Here is a 16,084-nt window from a genome sequence, read left to right on the forward strand (position 1 = left end):
ATGCAGACCACCCTCAGCGAACAGGCCAAACGCCTGCCCCGCGCGGCAGAGGCCGAAAGCATTCTGCGTACCTGCGTGCACTGCGGATTCTGCAACGCCACCTGCCCAACCTATCAACTGCTCGGCGATGAACTGGACGGCCCGCGTGGGCGCATCTACCTGATCAAGCAAGTCCTCGAAGGCCACCCCGCCACCGCCCAGACCCAATTGCACCTGGACCGCTGCCTGTCGTGCCGCGCCTGCGAAACCACCTGCCCGTCCGGGGTCGATTATCACAACCTGCTGGACATCGGCCGCGCCGTGGTCGATCAGGCAGTGCCGCGCTCAGCGAGTCAGCGCGTGTTGCGCCAGGGCTTGCGGGCGATGGCGCCGAACCCCGGACTGTTCAAAGCCTTGTTGCAGATCGGTGCAACCTTCCGACCGTTGATGCCGCGCGATCTCGAAGCCAAATTGCCTCACGACATTCCGTCAGCGGGAGAATGGCCAACCTCGGTGCATTCGCGAACAGTGCTGATGCTCGAAGGCTGTGTGCAGCCGGGTTTGTCACCAAACACCAATGCCGCAGCGGCGCGGGTGCTGGATCGCTTGGGCATCAGCGTCACACCCATTACCCAGGTCGGATGCTGCGGTGCGCTGGACTATCACCTCGACGCACAGGAACAGGGGTTGAATCGCGCCCGCCAGAACATCGACGCCTGGTGGCCCGCGCTGGAAAACGGCGCCGAGGCTATCGTGCAAACCGCCAGCGGCTGTGGTGCGTTTATCAAGGATTACGGGCATTTGCTCAAGACCGATCCGGCCTACGCGGCCAAGGCCGAACGGGTCAGCGAGATGAGCAAAGACCTGGTAGAGATCCTGCGCGACGAGCCGCTCGAACGGCTGTGCGCTGCTACCGAGCGACGGATCGCCTTCCACTGCCCGTGCACCTTGCAGCACGCGTTAAAACTCGGCGGTGCAGTCGAAGAACTACTGACCCGGCTGGGTTTCAATCTCACAACGGTGCCCGACAGTCATCTGTGCTGCGGTTCAGCTGGCACCTACTCATTGACTCAACCGGTGCTTGCCCGGCAACTGCGCGACAACAAGCTCAACGCTCTGGAAAGCGGCCGCCCGGAACTGATCGTCACCGCCAACATCGGTTGTCAGAGCCACCTCGCCAGCGCCGGACGGACGCAGGTTAAGCACTGGATCGAACTGGTGGATCAGGTTTTGCGCTGAGTGCAGCAGTCATTTGCAGAATGAAGTTCAGAAGAAACTTCGTTTGTCAGCACCGCCTGTGCCGAACAGAATCGGCCTACTCCACTGTCACTGCGCCGGGATTCGTGTTTATGAGCAACCACAACGTCGTCAGCCCAGACCTGATCCGCCAACGCTTCTCGCGGGCGATGTCAGACATGTACCGCGAAGAAGTGCCGCTGTACGGCGCCTTGATGGAACTGGTGGCGCAGACCAACGCTCAGGTGCTCGACAGCGATCCGGCGATTGCCCGGCAGTTACGCAGTACCGGCGAAATCGAGCGTCTGGACCTGGAACGCCACGGTGCAATCCGCGTCGGCACCGCCGAGGAACTGGCGACCCTCTGCCGTTTGTTCGCGGTGATGGGCATGCAACCGGTCGGCTATTACGACCTGACACCGGCCGGGGTGCCGGTGCATTCCACGGCATTCCGCGCCGTGCATGAAACCTCATTGCAGGTCAGCCCGTTCCGGGTGTTCACCTCGCTGCTGCGCCTGGAGCTGATCGAAAACCCCGAGCTGCGCGCCTTTGCCGAATCGGTGCTGGCCAAGCGTTCGATTTTCACCGCGCAGGCGCTGGCGCTGATCGAGCAGTCCGAACAACACGGTGGACTCAACGAACAGCAAGCCGAGGATTTCGTCGAACAGGCACTGGAAACCTTCCGCTGGCACCACCACGCCACCGTCACCGCCGCGCAATACCAGCAACTCAGCGCCCAGCATCGCTTGATCGCCGACGTGGTCGCCTTCAAAGGCCCGCACATCAACCACCTGACGCCGCGCACCCTGGACATCGACATCGTGCAGGCAAAAATGCCCGAACACGGCATCACCCCTAAAGCGGTGATCGAAGGCCCACCGCGCCGCCAGTGCCCGATACTGCTGCGCCAGACCAGTTTCAAAGCGCTGGACGAGCCGATTGCCTTCACCGATCAACAGCAGGCTCATGGCAGCCACAGCGCCCGCTTCGGTGAAATCGAACAACGCGGCGCCGCGCTGACGCCTGAAGGTCGCGCACTCTACGACCGCCTGCTCAACGCCGCCCGCGATGAGCTCAAGGACTTCCCCAACGAAGCCAACGCGGCACGCTACAACAGCCTGATGGAACAGCATTTCAAGGCATTCCCGGACAGCTACAGTGAGATGCGCGAACAAGGCCTGGCTTACTTTCGCTACTTCGTCACCGAAAAAGGCCTGGCGGCCGATAGCGAAGAGCTTGAGTCAACGTCGTTGCAAGGTTTGCTCAAAGCCGAGTACATCCGCGCCGTGCCGCTGGTGTACGAAGACTTTCTACCAGTCAGCGCGGCGGGGATCTTCCAGTCGAACCTCGGCGACGCCGCACAAACCCACTACGGCGAGCACTCGAACCGGCAAGCGTTTGAAAAAGCCTTGGGACGGCAGACTATTGATGAATTGGCGTTGTATGCGCAGACGCAACAGCGTTCGATTGAAGAGTGCTGCGCCGCGCTTAATCTGCCGCCGCTGAGCTGATAGGTAGGCGGATCGTCAACAGAAATACGGTGATTCTATGTGACTTCGCACGGGTGTTGGCGATTCCGCTGCGCGACGGTTGTGATTTGCTGGATGTCATCGGCCGAGGATTGCAGGAGCAGGTGTCGGTGCCGTAACGAAAATGGGCGACCCTGGGTTCAATGACGGTCAGTTAAGGAAATACATTCCGTAAAACGAAGCAAGTCCAGTGTGGGAGCGGGCTTGCTCGCGAAAGCGTCATATCGAGCGACATATTCGTCGCGTCGTAAACCGTCTTCGCGAGCAAGCCCGCTCCCACATTTGATCTTTACTGTTTCAAACCTTGCGTTCGCTTAACTGACTGGCATTAACCTCCCCCTCACTTCGCCGCACTGACAATGATCTTCCCAATCATCTGCGGGTGCAGCGTGCAGTAGTATTCATAGGTCCCCGGCGTATTGAACTGGTAGGAAAACTGGTCGTTGGTGTCGAGCGCTGCCGAATGGAACACCTTGTGGGTTTCCATCAGCGTATGGACCGTTTGATCGTCGTTGACCCAGGTCACGGTGGTGCCCACCGCTATCGTCACTTCCTTGGGACCAAACATGAATTCCTTGATGTCGATTCTGGTCCCTTCCGCCCACGCCGGTATCGAAACCATCAGGCAACCCAAGGCCAGTACCCGCAGTAAATGCTTCATGTCAACGCCTCCTTTAAACAAGTGTTGAATCGATCAGTGCCAACGGATGATCGCCCTGCGTCGCCTTGACCTCGGTAATTCCCAAGTAGTTGCGCAGTTGATCGGCAGCCACGGTCATCGGTCCCGGTGCTGGTCCGGCACCGGGTGCGGGTTGCGGGTAAGCCGTGCCGCGCGCGGTGTGGAAGGTGATGTTGCCTTCGACCTTCTGGATGACCTGATGGATGTGACCATTGAGCACCGTCACCGAACCGTATTTGCGCAGCATCGCGATGGCTTGATCACCGTCTTCGGTGCCCCAGCCCCACGGCTGATAGATCGTCCACAACGGAATGTGGGTGAACACCACAACCGGTGTGCTGGTGCTCACCGCCTTTAAATCATCCTGCAGCCAGGCCAGTTGCTCGGCACCGAGGGTGGCCTCGTGGCCGGCCTGGAAGTTGAAGACGTTGACCAGCCCGATGAAGTGCACGCCATGGTCGTCGAAGCTGTACCAGCCGTTGCCTTTGGTGCCTTTGCCATAGCGTTCGAGGTAGAGCTTGCCGCCACCTTCATCGAGGGTGTCGTGCTCGCCCGGTATGTAGTGCACAGTTGAAGGCAGGCCTTTGAGAATATGCGCGGCAGTATCGAATTCTTCCGGTTTGGAGAGGTGGGTGATGTCACCTGTGTGGAGGATCAGCGAAGGCCTTTTCGGCAGCGCGATAACTTTGTCGATGGCGACCTGCAAAGTCTTCAGCGGTTCGGGATTGGCTTCCTTGTTGAAGCCGATGTGTGAATCGCTGATTTGCACGAAGTGAAAAGTGCTGTCCAGCGCTTTCGGGTCCGATAAGGTGCCATCGTCACTCAGGGCGAACGCTCGCGGAATACCGCCGCTCAACGCCCAGATAACACCGGCGCCAGCCCATGCCGAGCATTTGAGCAGGTTTCTGCGGTCGGGGTCCAAGGGGCCGTCTGTACGCTTTTCATGTGATGCTGAACGAATGTTCATGGGAACGCCCTCGTAGCGGTCTACATTGATGAACTGACAGGATGTACAACCGATCCGGTCGGGGATTTATTCCAGACAAAAAAATATTTTTTATTTCGGGAATAAAACGCAACGCATCCGGGTTATAGGGGGCAAAGGCTGGAGCCACTATGAAGCGATTTGAGGAGCTGTTTGCGCCACATATGGATGCGGCTTATAACCTCGCACGCTGGCTCACCGGCAGTGACAGCGCGGCGCATGATGTGGTGCAGGAAAGTGCGCTCAAGGCGTTCAGGTTTCTGCATCGTTTCGCGGACGGCAACGCCAGGGCCTGGTTCCTGACGATCGTACGCAACGAGAGTTACAACTGGCTCAAGGGCTCGACCGGTCATCGTTGGGTCGCCATCGGCGATGAGATCTCGCAAGACAATTTTGCCTTGAGCCACAGCCAGACACCGGAACTGCTCGCCATGCAGGCGGAGGACGCCACACGGATTCAGCAGGCACTGCGCGCCCTGCCCCCGGTCTTCCGTGAAATGATCGTCCTCAAGGAGTTGGAAGACATGCCCTACAAGGACATCGCGAAAGTGGTCGACATACCACTTGGAACCGTCATGTCCCGACTGGCCCGGGCTCGCGCCATGCTCAAGCTGGAACTACTGAAGTTGCAAGGCCATGAATGAGATCAACTGCACGCTCTGCCACGAACTGATTCATGGCTACCTGGACCATGAACTGGACAGTGCGAGCGCAACGAACGTTGCCGAGCACCTGTCGCAATGCGCCGACTGCCAACGCGTGCATGACGAAGCGCAACGGTTGATCGCCAGCGTCAAGACCTATGCGCCTTATTACGCGGCGCCCGACGCACTGATTCAAGAGGTCTTCGCCAATCCCCAGTCACCGACTTCTCCCTGGCGAGCCCTGAGAGACGCCGCACAAAAGTGGCTGGCACCGGCGTTTTCCGCGGTCGCGTTGGCCATGGCCCTGGTGTTGTATGTGACCACGCCTTCGCCTGAGCAACCCTGGCTGGACGAAGCGGTGTCCAGCCATGTGCGTTCGCTGATGGCCCAACACTTGAACGATGTCGTGTCCTCCGACCGGCACACCGTCAAACCCTGGTTTACCGGCAAGCTGGACTTTTCGCCGCCGGTGTTCGACTTCTCGGCACAGGGTTTCCCTTTGCTGGGTGGGCGGCTGGATTACCTGCAACACCAGACCACCGCTGCGCTGTCCTACGGGCGGGCGAAACACATCATCAACGTGTTTATTCTGCCGACGACAGAAACCGATAAACCCCGGCTAAGTCAGTCCATCCGCGGCTACAACGTGGTTGCCTGGCAAGACCATCACATGCGTTTTATCGTGATATCCGATCTGGAAAAAACCGAGCTGGAAGTCTTCAGCCAGTTGCTTGCACAGGGTGCTTTTTAACGAGGGGTGTAACGTGCAGGCCATCGGCCCTGAGACGTGCGGTGAAATGTTGTTTATCGCGCCCGGAGGAAGGTGTTCGCCCAGTGTATTGGCCTGGCAATCCATGCACCGGTAAAGAGCCCCGACACTGAGCGAACGAGGGGATTTTAATTCAACGCAAACAATCTGTCCGTTCACAAATTCTGAATAAATCTGGACACAATGTTTCCGTGAAATTGTTTGAAGCGAAAAAAAACGAACCAGTTCGGTCAGATCTGCGTCCCTGTTCGGGGACGCAAAGACCCCGGGAGTCGCTCTAGCCTGCGGCTATCAGCTTTCGTGCTCGGTGGTGATTTTCAGCACATCTGTGTAAGTCACCACCACGCTCTGACCGACCTTGAGGTCTTTCAGCTTGGCCCGAATTTCTGGCTTCTCGACGGTAACGGTCTTTTTCACGCCCGCCGGGTTCTCGAATGTCACCTGGTGCTTCTTCAGGTCGATCGCGGTGATCTTCAGCTGTACCTGAACGTGACGGAACGCTTCGCCACCCGGGTTTGGATTGTCCTTGGTGGCACGCGCGTCCCCGCTGCTTTCGCTGGCGCTCGGCAGGCCCTTCTCGACATCGGTGTCGAGTACAACGGCCACCGAGTGGGTGACATCGACCTGAACCTTGTCACCGGCTTTCAGATGGCCGAGATCCTTGGCTTTGTCGCTGAGCTGGACATGAACCGGCTGGCCGTCGGCACCTTCGACCACCACTTGATGATTGGCGGCGTCGACAGACAGAACTTTGGTGACCAGTTGATCAGCTTCCAGCGTGTTCGACAACGGAATATCGGCCGCATAGGCACTGAGGCTGCCGGCAGAAAGCAACGTCGCAAGGGTGATGGCTTTGGCCAGTGAGTTAAGTTTCATAACGGTACGTTCCCTGTGTTTGAAGTAAAAAATGCACACAGCGACCTCGGCTCATGCCTAAGGTCATCTGTGCCGAAGGAGCATAGACGCAGATCTCGATTTCACCCGAAACATTGCAGCTAAAAGCTCAGTACCCGGTCATTTCCAGGTACCCGTTGCCGGCATGGCTGCCACTCAACTGCACGGGGCCCTCCCAATAGGGAATGCGCAAATCCATCCAGGCCTTGGGGTTCAAAGCGCTACTGGTAATGTCCAGGCCTTTGCCCGGGACTTTGATCGACCAGCGCGTAGGCAAACTCCGCCCGGCCACCTCGGAAGACGCCAACGGCGTGAGGCTGATCTCGTCCCCCGACAGTTGCACAGCGCTGCCGTCCGGGTTGATCCAGGTGCCGGTCAGGTACGCCGCCCCGTCCTTCTGCCGCACCCGAAACAGCATCAACTGCGCGCCGCTGTCCAGGTGCAGGGAAAACCAGTCCCAACCGGTCTGGTCGGCCGTGAGTGGTTGGCTGCTCCATTCACGGTCGAGCCAGGCCGGACCGCTGACCTGATACGTCGTGCCATCGATTTCCAGGCTGCCGCTGGCCTGGAAGAACGGCTGGCTGTAGTAGTACGACGCCTGTCCCTGTTCGGATTTTTGACTAAAGCCCTGCTCGCCATGCAGCACCAACGGCCGACTGGAACTCAGCCGCAGTCGATAGTTGAAGCCTTTGCCGCTCGCCTGCAATTGCATCTCTGCCAGCGGGTTCGCGGTGTCGGCTTGAGTGCTCAGACGCCAGTCATCGATCCACGCCGCAAACGGTACGTTCTGAACCCCGGCCTGGCCGACGCCACCACGGGCATAACGTTCAGCAGCGTGGTGAATGGTCGCTGAGGTCACTGCGGCATGACCAAGCCAGATCACCTGGCTGGCCCAGCCGGGCTGCTCGAGCCCGGCCTTCAGGGCATTGCGAAACAGCGTCCACTGCACGCCGAATTCCCGGCCCTGCGGGTCCTTGAGGTTGGCGGTGATGTACCACCATTCGACGCGGTAACCGTCATGCGCGCCGTGATCGGCCGGGAAACTGAATACCCGGCCCGGCGTCACCTGCTTGAACGCCGCCGCTTCGCTGCCCAACCCGGCGAAACCCTCGCTGTTCTTCGAAGAATCATCACAACCCGTCAATGCCAGCAACAGCACGGCCAGCAACAGCACGCCGACGGCCCGGTTAATCCTCATGGGCAAAGCTCCTCAGCAGGTCCGCCGGCTGCGTGCGATAGAGTTTGAACAACGGCCAGGCCGAGGCCAGCAAGGTTGCGAGCATCGCCAGCCCCATCAATTGCGCGAGTTGCAGCGGGAACACCCGCAATGGCAGACGCCAGCCAAACGCCTGAACGTTGATTACCGTGTCCAGGCACCCGGCCAGCGCGAGCCCCAAGGGCAACGCCACCACCAGTGTGAGCAGCGCCAGCAACCAGGTCTGCCCGAGGTTGAGCAGCATCAATTGCCGGCGCGTCACACCCAGCGCCCACAACGGCGCCAGTTGCCCGAGACGGCTCTGGCTTTGGGTCAGCAGACTGATAAACAGCGCCACACCGGCCACGCCGAGGGTCAGGCTGTTGAGCGCCGCCGTGGCCGCGAAGGTGCGCTCGAAAACCTGTGTCGACCAGCCCTTGAGTCGGGCCTGATCAACGATCCGACTGTCGTCCAGGGCAAAACGCGTCTGTAGCGCGGTGAGCAGCGCTGGAATCTGTGCCGGTTCGATCCTCAGGTTGAAACGGCTCGGTGTCAGTTGCGGCCAATAACGCAGCAAGTGTTCGGCGTTGACCAGCAGGTGACCCTTCGGGTTGCCATAGTCAGCGTAGATCCCGATCAACTGCGGTGACCACGTGCCTTGAGGCGTGGGGATGTTCAGGCGGTCACCGAGCCGCAGCTTGAGTCGACGGGCCAGTTGTTCGCTGAGCATCAGCGTGTCGTGCGCGGCCAATTGATCCCAAGGGCGCTCGCCCAGCGCGTCGAGCAGCGGCCAATGTTCGCGATAGGTCGCATGATCGATCACCCCGTAAAGGTCCGCTGGCCAGCCCTGCAACGACACCGCAACCTGCCAGCTCGGCAACACCGCGCTGACCTGTTGTTGCGCCAGCCACTGTTGCAACGCGGTGGCTTGCGCCGGGCTCTGCGGGTTGACGTAAAGCTCGGCGGTCAGCCGTTGCTCCAGCCAGTCACTGAAGGTCTGGCGAAAACCGGCGGTCATGCTGCCGGCGCCAATGTTGGCTGCCAGCGCCAACAGCAGCGCCATCAACGCCAGGCTCAGGGCCGGCAACTGCTGACGGCAATCGGCGAGAAACCATTGCCCCAGCACCGAACGGCTGCGCCGCAGTACCAGGTTCAGCGCAGCATTGAGCAGCACCGGCAAACTCAGCGCGGCACCCAGTAACAGCGCAGCCATCAGCACAAAGCCGCTGGCCAGGCTGTCACCCCACGTCAACGCGATAACGCCGATCGATGCAGCGAGTGCCGCCACCCAGCCCTGACGCCGCAACCAGCGCGCATGAGCCTGATGCCAGGCTTGCGGGTTGGCCAACGCCAGTAGCGGCAGTCGCGCCGCCCGCAGCAAACTACTGGCGCCGGCCAGCAGTGCGCCGAGCAGGCTCAAACCGAGCCCGCTGAACCACCACAGCGGACTGAGGCTCAACTGTCCCGCCACTTCGGCCCCATATAAGCCACGCAAACTGGCGGCAACGTCCGGCAACAGCAGGCTGGCCAACAGGTAACCGCTGACCACCCCGAGCATCCCGCCGAGCAGTGCCAAACCGCCCAACTCAATGCACAAACAGAGGATCAGCATCCGCGCGCTGACCCCGCAGGCACGCAGGGTTCTGAACAGCCCACGGCGTTGCTCCAGTGCCAGGCCGATGGCGGCGTGGACGATGAACAAACCGACCACGAACGACAGAAAGCCCAGCGCATCAAGGTTCAGGTGGAAGCTCTCGGTAAGCCGCGCCAGATTGTTTTCCTCACCGCTGCGCTTGAGTTGCAACTGACCCGCCCACTCGGCGGGTAACCGGGGCTCGGTGGCGGCGAAGTCCTTGGGCAACAACAGTCGCGATAGCTGTTCCGGCAAGCCCAGCACCTGCTGTGCAGCACCGATGTCCACCAGCAACACGCCGGGGGCCATGTCGGCCTGGCTGTGCAACGGCGGCAAGGTCTGCCCGTTCAGGCTTTGCGGTTGATCACCTTCACGCAAACCCAGCGCCTGCAAGGTTGGCGGGGCGATCCAGGTGCGGCCCGGCGGGCCGACAAAATCGACCATTTGCGCCATATCCAGACGTTGCCCGGCCAGCGCCGAGCCGGTCGGCAATGACAGCGGCTCGATGCCCATCAGCTGCAAACGCAAGTCTTCATGACCCTTGAGCTGGATTCGCGCCTGCAACAGCGGCGACACCGGCCAACCGGCCCGACGCAGGTTGACGAACGACGCCTGTGAAAAGGTCGCGCCATTCGGTGCACTCAGACTGGCCTGAGGTTCACCGCCAATCAGTTGGCTGGCTCGGGCGTAACTTTCTCGCGCCTGGCTGTTCAGCGCCTGCACCCCGGTCAACAGGCTGGTGGCCAGCCAGAGCCCGGTCAGCACACTGAAAAACTGCACCGGATGCTGGCGCCAATGGCTGAGCAGCGCTCGCAAGGTTTCACGCAGAACGCCCATCTCAGCGTTGGCCTGCGTCGACCAGGCGTCCACCGTGCAACACCACTTTTGCTGCCAGCCGTGCGGCGACCCGTTGGCTGTGCGTGACCATCAACAGACTGGTGGGGCTGTCATCGAGCAGTTCCAGCAGCAAGTCGAGCACCTCATCGCTGGTGTGCTCATCGAGGCTACCGGTCGGCTCGTCTGCCAATAGTAAGCGCGGACGCGACGCCAGCGCCCGCCCAACAGCGACCCGTTGCTGCTGGCCGCCAGACAACTGCTCCGGGTAACGCTGGAGCAGATCCCCCAGCCCCAACCGCTCTACCAGTTGCGCCTGCCAACGCGGGTCATGACGCCCGGCAAGGCGTGCCTGGAATGCCAGATTGTCCTCGACGCGCAGGCTGCCGATCAGGTTGAACTGCTGGAACACCAGGCCGATTTCGCTGCGCCGCCAATTCGCCAACTGCCTTTCGTTCATCTGCTCGAGACGCTGATCACCCATGCGGATGCTGCCGCGATCAACCTTGTCCAGCCCGGCAATCAAGTGCAGCAAGGTGCTCTTGCCACTGCCCGACTCGCCCATCAGCGCCAGGCTGCTGCCTTGCGTCAGGTGCAAGTCGACACCCTGCAACACCGCCAACGGACCTTGCGGGGTGGCGTAGCTCTTGAACACGCCTTGCACCTGAAGCATGGGAGTACTCGATCAGCAAACAGTAAGGCCAAGGATAGCGGACTACACCGCCTCCACGGCGGCAACTGTCAACGCAGCTCAATCACCTTCTGTGCCGGGTCGGAACATGTCTGACACATAGCGTCAGACAAAACCCACAAGCCAATTTTCAGCCCGTGCTCCATGCCTCGTCGCCAGCAAATTCAGCCTGAGGTTTTGTCTGTCAGGTGCAGGCTCCAAAAAACCAGTCTTGTTCCCACATTTTCTTAATCCGCTACTGACAGCGTCACCCATTCCTCAATGCTCACTGTTGTCCCCAGAAACCGATCACTGATTTGGCGCCCAGGGACGGGCTTTCCGCTAAAAGGGATGCATTCATGGGAGAGGATTTTGGGGGTTACCACTGCGCCATCTGCCGTGACGATGCCTATAAAGAACGCGCCCGACAAACAGCCGAACGCAACCGGAGAACGGCCGAACGCAACCGAGAAAAAGCACTGGACTCGGAACGGTTCCAACGCCGATACGACGAGATGCAGGTTCGGCAGCGAGCACAGGAAGAACAGTACAACGATGCCCGGCAAACCAAAGAAGCGCGTGAAGAGGCCGCCCGCGTGAAGATCACCCTGCGTATAGGGGTGTTTTTCGATGGCACCGGCAACAACCCGTTCAATGTCGAGATGGGGCGAAAGTGCGGGGCTCATCATCCGGTGTCGGCGCAGGATATGGATGGGAGTTGCAAGCCGTACATGCAAGACCCTGACAGTAGCTATGGGGGTGAAGTGACGAATGTTAAGCGGTTGCATGATTTGTATAGGGCATCTATCGACCAGGAAAAAATCATTCAGCAAAAAAAGGCATTCGATAAGGTCTACGTCGAAGGTATTGGCACGACCGCAGGCGGGCAAGATCGTGTGCTGCTGGGCATGGCGTTGGGTCGGGGTGAGACAGGTATTGAAGCTCGGGTATTTGACGCGTTCGGTCAGGTCAAACAACGGTTGCGCAACTTTCATGAACGCTTCCCAGACATCCAGATCAGTTCCTTGATCTTCGATATTTTCGGCTTCAGCCGTGGTGCGGCCGCCGCCCGACATTTCGCCTGCTTGTGCCTGGCCAGAACCGGCAGCCCGTTGCGCGAAACCCTGTCCCTGCCCGACAGATTGTTTGCACGGGGTTTCAGCAAGGTGTTTGGTGAAGGGGTCAACACCGGGTTTATCGGCCTGTTCGACACCGTTGCCTCCGTCGGCGGCCTGAGTAATCTGGGCTATGTGCGCAGTCCGACAACCCCCGGGGTCAAGTTGTACCTGATGCCGCAATATTTCCCCAATGTGCTGCAACTGGTGGCGCGGGACGAGTACCGCGCCAACTTTGCCCTCAACAGGGTCGGCCCGGATCACCCGGAAATCAGCCTGCCGGGGGTTCATTCGGATATCGGCGGTGGTTACCGCGATGAAATCGAAGAGTGCGTGTTACTCAGCCCCATGCAAGCCTTGGAAGTGGGCCAGTTCACCGACGTAAAAACCACCTCGATCTACCGCGATGCCCAACGGGAACGGGCGAAATGGCACGCCAAAGGCTGGCAACTGGACATGCTGGAACTGGTCACCCCTGATCCGGTAAAGCTGCTACCTGAACCAAGAGAGCAGAACGCGCCGAAACAAAAGCGGGTATTTGTCGGCTTGCAGCTACGGCGTAAAATCGGCGCCGGACTGTCCCGGGTGTACCTGCGGGTGATGTATGAGGCAGCCAAAAAGCATGGGATTGAGTTTGACGACCTTCAGGAAGATCCCGAATTGGCTCCACCAGCCGATCTTCAGCCACTGTGCGAGCGGTTTGTCGCAGGTGACTACCGCATTACGCCAGCTGAGGAGCAATTGCTGAAGCTGCACTACATCCACCAGTCCGCCCACTGGAACCCGACCTTTCTCTCGGGGCCTCGCACCACCACCTTCGAACTGGCCTATGCCCATGTCCCGACGGCAGATGCCGTACGGGTGCACCACCCTCATGTACCGGAATGGACACTGTAACCATGAAAATACTGATCGTGTTATTAGCGCTTGTATCGATAGGTGCCTGCCAACCCGTCGATCCGTTGTCGGCCAAAAACGACTACAGGACATCTTGGTGGTATATCGGCTTCACTGAGCCCGCTCACATGACGGTATGGGTCGAGACCTCCGCTGTCGAGGACATAAAGGGGCGGATTACTTACGATATCGCGGCGGGTGTAGCGGGTAGCAGCGACCACGAGAATGGAACCGAAAATGCTCGGGGCTGGGTGGGTGTTGGCAGTGCCAGCATGCCAGTCACGGGCGCCGACCTGCCGAAACGCCTCTTTGTGCGCTGGCAATCGATTGTCGAACGCAAGATCTACGCGGGCTGGATCGATATCTCCGAATCCACCCGCGACATCATGCGCAACTCGACGGCCCAGCGGTGCCATGAGACCCCTGAGTTTACCGCCAACCCGAGTGCGGCCCTGAATCTGGGACTGGCGCCGGGCGGCATCATTCAGGTCTGGGTCTGGGACGACTGTTTCCGCGCTCACAAAGTTGACCGAGGGCAAGTCGGCATTGAGCCGCTAGGCCCAAATCAAGGCAAGTACAACGGTTACTACAGAAAGATCAAAGAATCCTCCAAACGCTACATCGAACGCTTCGGCATTCCCTATGGAAGTTGGTGATTCCAGTCGATGCCCGATTCCGTCTACTCGAAGCAATAATGCGATTCCATGTACAACGCCAGTTGCAACGCCACGGGTTCATCCAGCAGCAACGGTGCCTGCTGCATGCCCAACGCAGCCCGGCGCAGGAGCTGGCGCAGGCTGCGATCTTTTTCGGGTTGCCGGAAGATCAAAAGATAGCAGCCTTCGGCAGCTACGGGGTTTGTGCGGCAACGCTGGACGGAGTCTGGTCGGGCGTGACGATGGTCTTGAGGTCGATATGTCGCCAGGCAGGCTTAGCCCCCAACCGCGCATTGAAGCGATAGTTGAAGGTGAAATCGTCATTGGTCGGCTGGCTCAGCGGCTTGCCGTAGATCGGTTCGATGGCCGTCAGGTCATAACCCATCAACTGGAGCAGCGTCGGGAAGATGTTGTAGTGGCTGGAGCGGTCCTTGTTGCCGGGCAGCGCGTCCTGCCAGTCGAGGGTGTGCAACCCTCTGCCCTGAATCACCACCAGCGGCACCAGCCCCTCTTCCTCGACCGGATCACCGCCGCAATGGGTGTTTAACCCAGGATTGCCGCGCTCGTGCAAGTCCTGGCCATGATCGGAGGTGTAGATCAACGTCGCGTTGCTCAGATCAGCCTTGGCAAACACCCGTGCGAAGAACTCGCCGACGTTCCACAACAAGGTGTTTTTGTAGGCGTTGCGGTACAGCAGCCAGTCATCCGGCTGACCATTGAAGCCATCCCGTTTGCCGGTGTCGGCGACCTCCATGAACTGCCCGCGCGGCAGTGTCGGTCGATAGGCCATGAAATCGTCCGGGTATTTGTCGTGCACCGGAAAATGCGCGCCGACCTTGTTGATCACCACCAGCGCAGGCTGGCCGTCGTTGAGCAGATCAATCAGCTTCTGCGCCGCCGCCATGTCACGGTCGCGCACGTGGGTCTGGTCAAACTGGACGAACTCATCGATGTCCTTGCGCTCAAGATCGGTCATCAGATTCTGCAGATTACCGCCGGTGCGTTGGGCGTCGATGTAGACCGTGTGCAACCCGGCTTTTTTTGCGTATTGCCAGATCGACGGCAGGGTCGAGTTGATGCGCATGTAGTCCGTGCGCGTGCCGCCATAGCGTAAGGTCACGTTGGTGTCGGCGCTGCAATTGGCGACGGAAGCGGCATAGCCGTAGTTGAAAATGTCGAGGCCTGGGTGTGCCTCCTTGAGATTGCTGTGCACGCCGAACTCGGTGTTGATGTCCAGGTAGTTGCCGGACACGCTTTCATCGATGATCAATACGATGTCGTGGCTGGCCGGCGAATTCACCCGCGCCAGGCTGACCGGTTCACGCGGGCCGACCGTGTTGTGCAGGGATTCGTAGGCGAACAGGTTCAGGTAGGCCAGCGGCGTGTACATGATCGGCAAGCCCCGGGCGCCCTCGCCGGCCCGCACGAACAGCACCGCGCTCAACAGCATCACGCCTGCCAGCGGCGCCGCTACCAATGCATAGCCCGGCAATGCCAGACGCCGACGCGGCTTGAGGCCAATACCGAACAACAGCAGCAGCCCACTGGCCACGGCGCTGACAATCACTGTCCGATACTGGTACACCGCTTCTTGAATGAAGCCCCCGGAATAGACCAGCGACACAAAACTGCTGTACGTCAGGTAGTCGGCGGTCACGCGCGTATAAACGTCAAAGAATACCGCCGAGACAAACATCACCAGTGCGAACAGATGACGAACCAGCGTCTGGCGGATGTAAGCACTGAGCCACAAGGCCCCCACCAGAGCGACGAACATTGCGCCAAACAGCACGACGGCAAACCCGACGCCCATGGCGTTCAGGCGTTCCAGGTAGTAGTCGTAGCTCTTGAGCAAGTACAAAACCAGCAGCAGTTCCTTCAGGTATCTCGTCATGAGTCCTTTATCGCTCCTGATCGGTGTGGCGAGTTAATGACTGGCCATTTTTTGACACTAGCAGCACGCCCTTAAAGCGCAAGAAATGCCATCCGAAGTGCAAAAGCGTCAAAAAAAAGATGACTCAAAAATGACACACCAACATCTTGTCAACCCTTGTAATTCAAGCCTTTCGACCGTTTATCGCTTTCTTTAAAGCGTCTGCAACACCTCAACCACAGGCAGAAGCCGCTGCCCGACGGCACTTGGTGGCAAATCGCCTAGCTCCTGGCCGTTTTTCAACATGAAGAACATGTCAGTTTGCTGACACGGTTTGCCTACGCTGGGCTATACCCCTTTTGACAGTCTCATCTGAGTTACATCAACCGTTTTACGAGGCACGCCAGTATGGACGTGAGCGTATTTGGTACGGGTTACGTTGGCCTGATAAAAGCAGCTGCCCTGGCAGTTGTCGGTCACCGGGTTTGGTGTGCGG

14 protein-coding genes and 1 pseudogene are annotated in these 16,084 nt (G+C 59.4%); 7 read left to right on the forward strand and 8 right to left on the reverse strand.

Translation table 11 applies throughout. The features are described from left to right. The gene (gene glcF / locus ACIPIN_RS05725; RefSeq protein WP_401116478.1) at nt 1-1,218 is read left to right on the forward strand and encodes a glycolate oxidase subunit GlcF; all 1,218 of its coding nucleotides are present in this window, start codon (nt 1-3) and stop codon (nt 1,216-1,218) included. Between the two features lie 110 nt (nt 1,219-1,328). Next, on the forward strand, nt 1,329-2,726 hold the full coding sequence (locus tag ACIPIN_RS05730; protein WP_401116481.1) for a VOC family protein: 1,398 nt from the start codon (nt 1,329-1,331) through the stop codon (nt 2,724-2,726). A gap of 358 nt (nt 2,727-3,084) precedes the next feature. Here ACIPIN_RS05730 and ACIPIN_RS05735 read toward each other — a convergent pair whose 3' ends face one another. Next, nucleotides 3,085-3,405 (reverse strand): cupredoxin family copper-binding protein, encoded by a 321-nt coding sequence (locus ACIPIN_RS05735; protein WP_123425424.1) that lies wholly within the window; start codon nt 3,403-3,405, stop codon nt 3,085-3,087. A gap of 13 nt (nt 3,406-3,418) precedes the next feature. Further along, nucleotides 3,419-4,390, reverse strand: a complete 972-nt coding sequence (locus tag ACIPIN_RS05740; RefSeq protein WP_401116484.1) for a metallophosphoesterase family protein — start codon at nt 4,388-4,390, stop codon at nt 3,419-3,421. Nucleotides 4,391-4,539: 149 nt separating this feature from the next. Here ACIPIN_RS05740 and ACIPIN_RS05745 point away from each other — a divergent pair, with 149 nt between their 5' ends. Continuing rightward, a complete protein-coding gene (locus ACIPIN_RS05745) occupies nt 4,540-5,052 on the forward strand; it encodes a sigma-70 family RNA polymerase sigma factor (RefSeq protein ID WP_401116487.1) in 513 nt (170 codons plus the stop codon). Then, complete coding sequence (locus tag ACIPIN_RS05750; protein WP_401116490.1) at nt 5,045-5,803, forward strand: anti-sigma factor family protein; 759 nt, start codon at nt 5,045-5,047, stop codon at nt 5,801-5,803. The genes ACIPIN_RS05745 and ACIPIN_RS05750 overlap by 8 nt, the downstream gene beginning before the upstream one ends. Nucleotides 5,804-6,112: 309 nt before the next feature. Here ACIPIN_RS05750 and ACIPIN_RS05755 read toward each other — a convergent pair whose 3' ends face one another. The 4 genes from ACIPIN_RS05755 to ACIPIN_RS05770 form a co-directional block, all read right to left on the reverse strand. After that, nucleotides 6,113-6,697, reverse strand: a complete 585-nt coding sequence (locus ACIPIN_RS05755) for a hypothetical protein (RefSeq protein WP_401116493.1) — start codon at nt 6,695-6,697, stop codon at nt 6,113-6,115. 127 nt (nt 6,698-6,824) lie between these two features. Next, nucleotides 6,825-7,913 (reverse strand): lipocalin-like domain-containing protein, encoded by a 1,089-nt coding sequence (locus ACIPIN_RS05760; RefSeq protein ID WP_401116496.1) that lies wholly within the window; start codon nt 7,911-7,913, stop codon nt 6,825-6,827. Further along, on the reverse strand, nt 7,903-10,380 hold the full coding sequence (locus ACIPIN_RS05765) for an FtsX-like permease family protein (protein WP_401116744.1): 2,478 nt from the start codon (nt 10,378-10,380) through the stop codon (nt 7,903-7,905). The genes ACIPIN_RS05760 and ACIPIN_RS05765 overlap by 11 nt, the downstream gene beginning before the upstream one ends. A gap of 1 nt (nt 10,381) precedes the next feature. Continuing rightward, a complete protein-coding gene (locus ACIPIN_RS05770) occupies nt 10,382-11,050 on the reverse strand; it encodes an ABC transporter ATP-binding protein (protein ID WP_401116498.1) in 669 nt (222 codons plus the stop codon). 356 nt (nt 11,051-11,406) lie between these two features. On the opposite strand from ACIPIN_RS05770, the gene ACIPIN_RS05775 reads away from it, so the two are divergent. Continuing rightward, nucleotides 11,407-13,059, forward strand: coding sequence for a phospholipase effector Tle1 domain-containing protein (locus ACIPIN_RS05775; RefSeq protein ID WP_401116501.1), 1,653 nt, complete (start codon nt 11,407-11,409; stop codon nt 13,057-13,059). Nucleotides 13,060-13,061: 2 nt separating this feature from the next. After that, nucleotides 13,062-13,715 (forward strand): DUF2931 family protein, encoded by a 654-nt coding sequence (locus ACIPIN_RS05780; RefSeq protein ID WP_401116504.1) that lies wholly within the window; start codon nt 13,062-13,064, stop codon nt 13,713-13,715. Between the two features lie 23 nt (nt 13,716-13,738). Here the strand turns inward: ACIPIN_RS05780 and ACIPIN_RS05785 are convergent, their stop codons facing one another. Both ACIPIN_RS05785 and ACIPIN_RS05790 read right to left on the reverse strand, forming a co-directional pair. Then, nucleotides 13,739-13,888 (reverse strand): hypothetical protein, encoded by a 150-nt coding sequence (locus tag ACIPIN_RS05785; protein WP_401116507.1) that lies wholly within the window; start codon nt 13,886-13,888, stop codon nt 13,739-13,741. Between the two features lie 20 nt (nt 13,889-13,908). Further along, complete coding sequence (locus tag ACIPIN_RS05790; protein WP_401116510.1) at nt 13,909-15,609, reverse strand: sulfatase-like hydrolase/transferase; 1,701 nt, start codon at nt 15,607-15,609, stop codon at nt 13,909-13,911. 387 nt (nt 15,610-15,996) lie between these two features. Between ACIPIN_RS05790 and ACIPIN_RS05795 the strand changes: the two are divergent. Next, nucleotides 15,997-16,080, forward strand: a pseudogene (locus ACIPIN_RS05795) (hypothetical protein); the annotation flags it as partial. Nucleotides 16,081-16,084: the final 4 nt, after the last annotated feature.

The sequence above is a fragment of the Pseudomonas sp. NPDC087697 genome (assembly GCF_044743155.1).
Lineage (GTDB): Bacteria > Pseudomonadota > Gammaproteobacteria > Pseudomonadales > Pseudomonadaceae > Aquipseudomonas.

Coding starts and splice junctions, on each gene's coding strand:
- glcF (WP_401116478.1), top strand. CDS start 1: ATGCAGACCACCCTCAGCGAACAGGCCAAACGCCTGCCCCGCGCGGCA.
- ACIPIN_RS05730 (WP_401116481.1), top strand. CDS start 1,329: ATGAGCAACCACAACGTCGTCAGCCCAGACCTGATCCGCCAACGCTTC.
- ACIPIN_RS05735 (WP_123425424.1), bottom strand. CDS start 3,405: ATGAAGCATTTACTGCGGGTACTGGCCTTGGGTTGCCTGATGGTTTCG.
- ACIPIN_RS05740 (WP_401116484.1), bottom strand. CDS start 4,390: ATGAACATTCGTTCAGCATCACATGAAAAGCGTACAGACGGCCCCTTG.
- ACIPIN_RS05745 (WP_401116487.1), top strand. CDS start 4,540: ATGAAGCGATTTGAGGAGCTGTTTGCGCCACATATGGATGCGGCTTAT.
- ACIPIN_RS05750 (WP_401116490.1), top strand. CDS start 5,045: ATGAATGAGATCAACTGCACGCTCTGCCACGAACTGATTCATGGCTAC.
- ACIPIN_RS05755 (WP_401116493.1), bottom strand. CDS start 6,697: ATGAAACTTAACTCACTGGCCAAAGCCATCACCCTTGCGACGTTGCTT.
- ACIPIN_RS05760 (WP_401116496.1), bottom strand. CDS start 7,913: ATGAGGATTAACCGGGCCGTCGGCGTGCTGTTGCTGGCCGTGCTGTTG.
- ACIPIN_RS05765 (WP_401116744.1), bottom strand. CDS start 10,380: ATGGGCGTTCTGCGTGAAACCTTGCGAGCGCTGCTCAGCCATTGGCGC.
- ACIPIN_RS05770 (WP_401116498.1), bottom strand. CDS start 11,050: ATGCTTCAGGTGCAAGGCGTGTTCAAGAGCTACGCCACCCCGCAAGGT.
- ACIPIN_RS05775 (WP_401116501.1), top strand. CDS start 11,407: ATGGGAGAGGATTTTGGGGGTTACCACTGCGCCATCTGCCGTGACGAT.
- ACIPIN_RS05780 (WP_401116504.1), top strand. CDS start 13,062: ATGAAAATACTGATCGTGTTATTAGCGCTTGTATCGATAGGTGCCTGC.
- ACIPIN_RS05790 (WP_401116510.1), bottom strand. CDS start 15,609: ATGACGAGATACCTGAAGGAACTGCTGCTGGTTTTGTACTTGCTCAAG.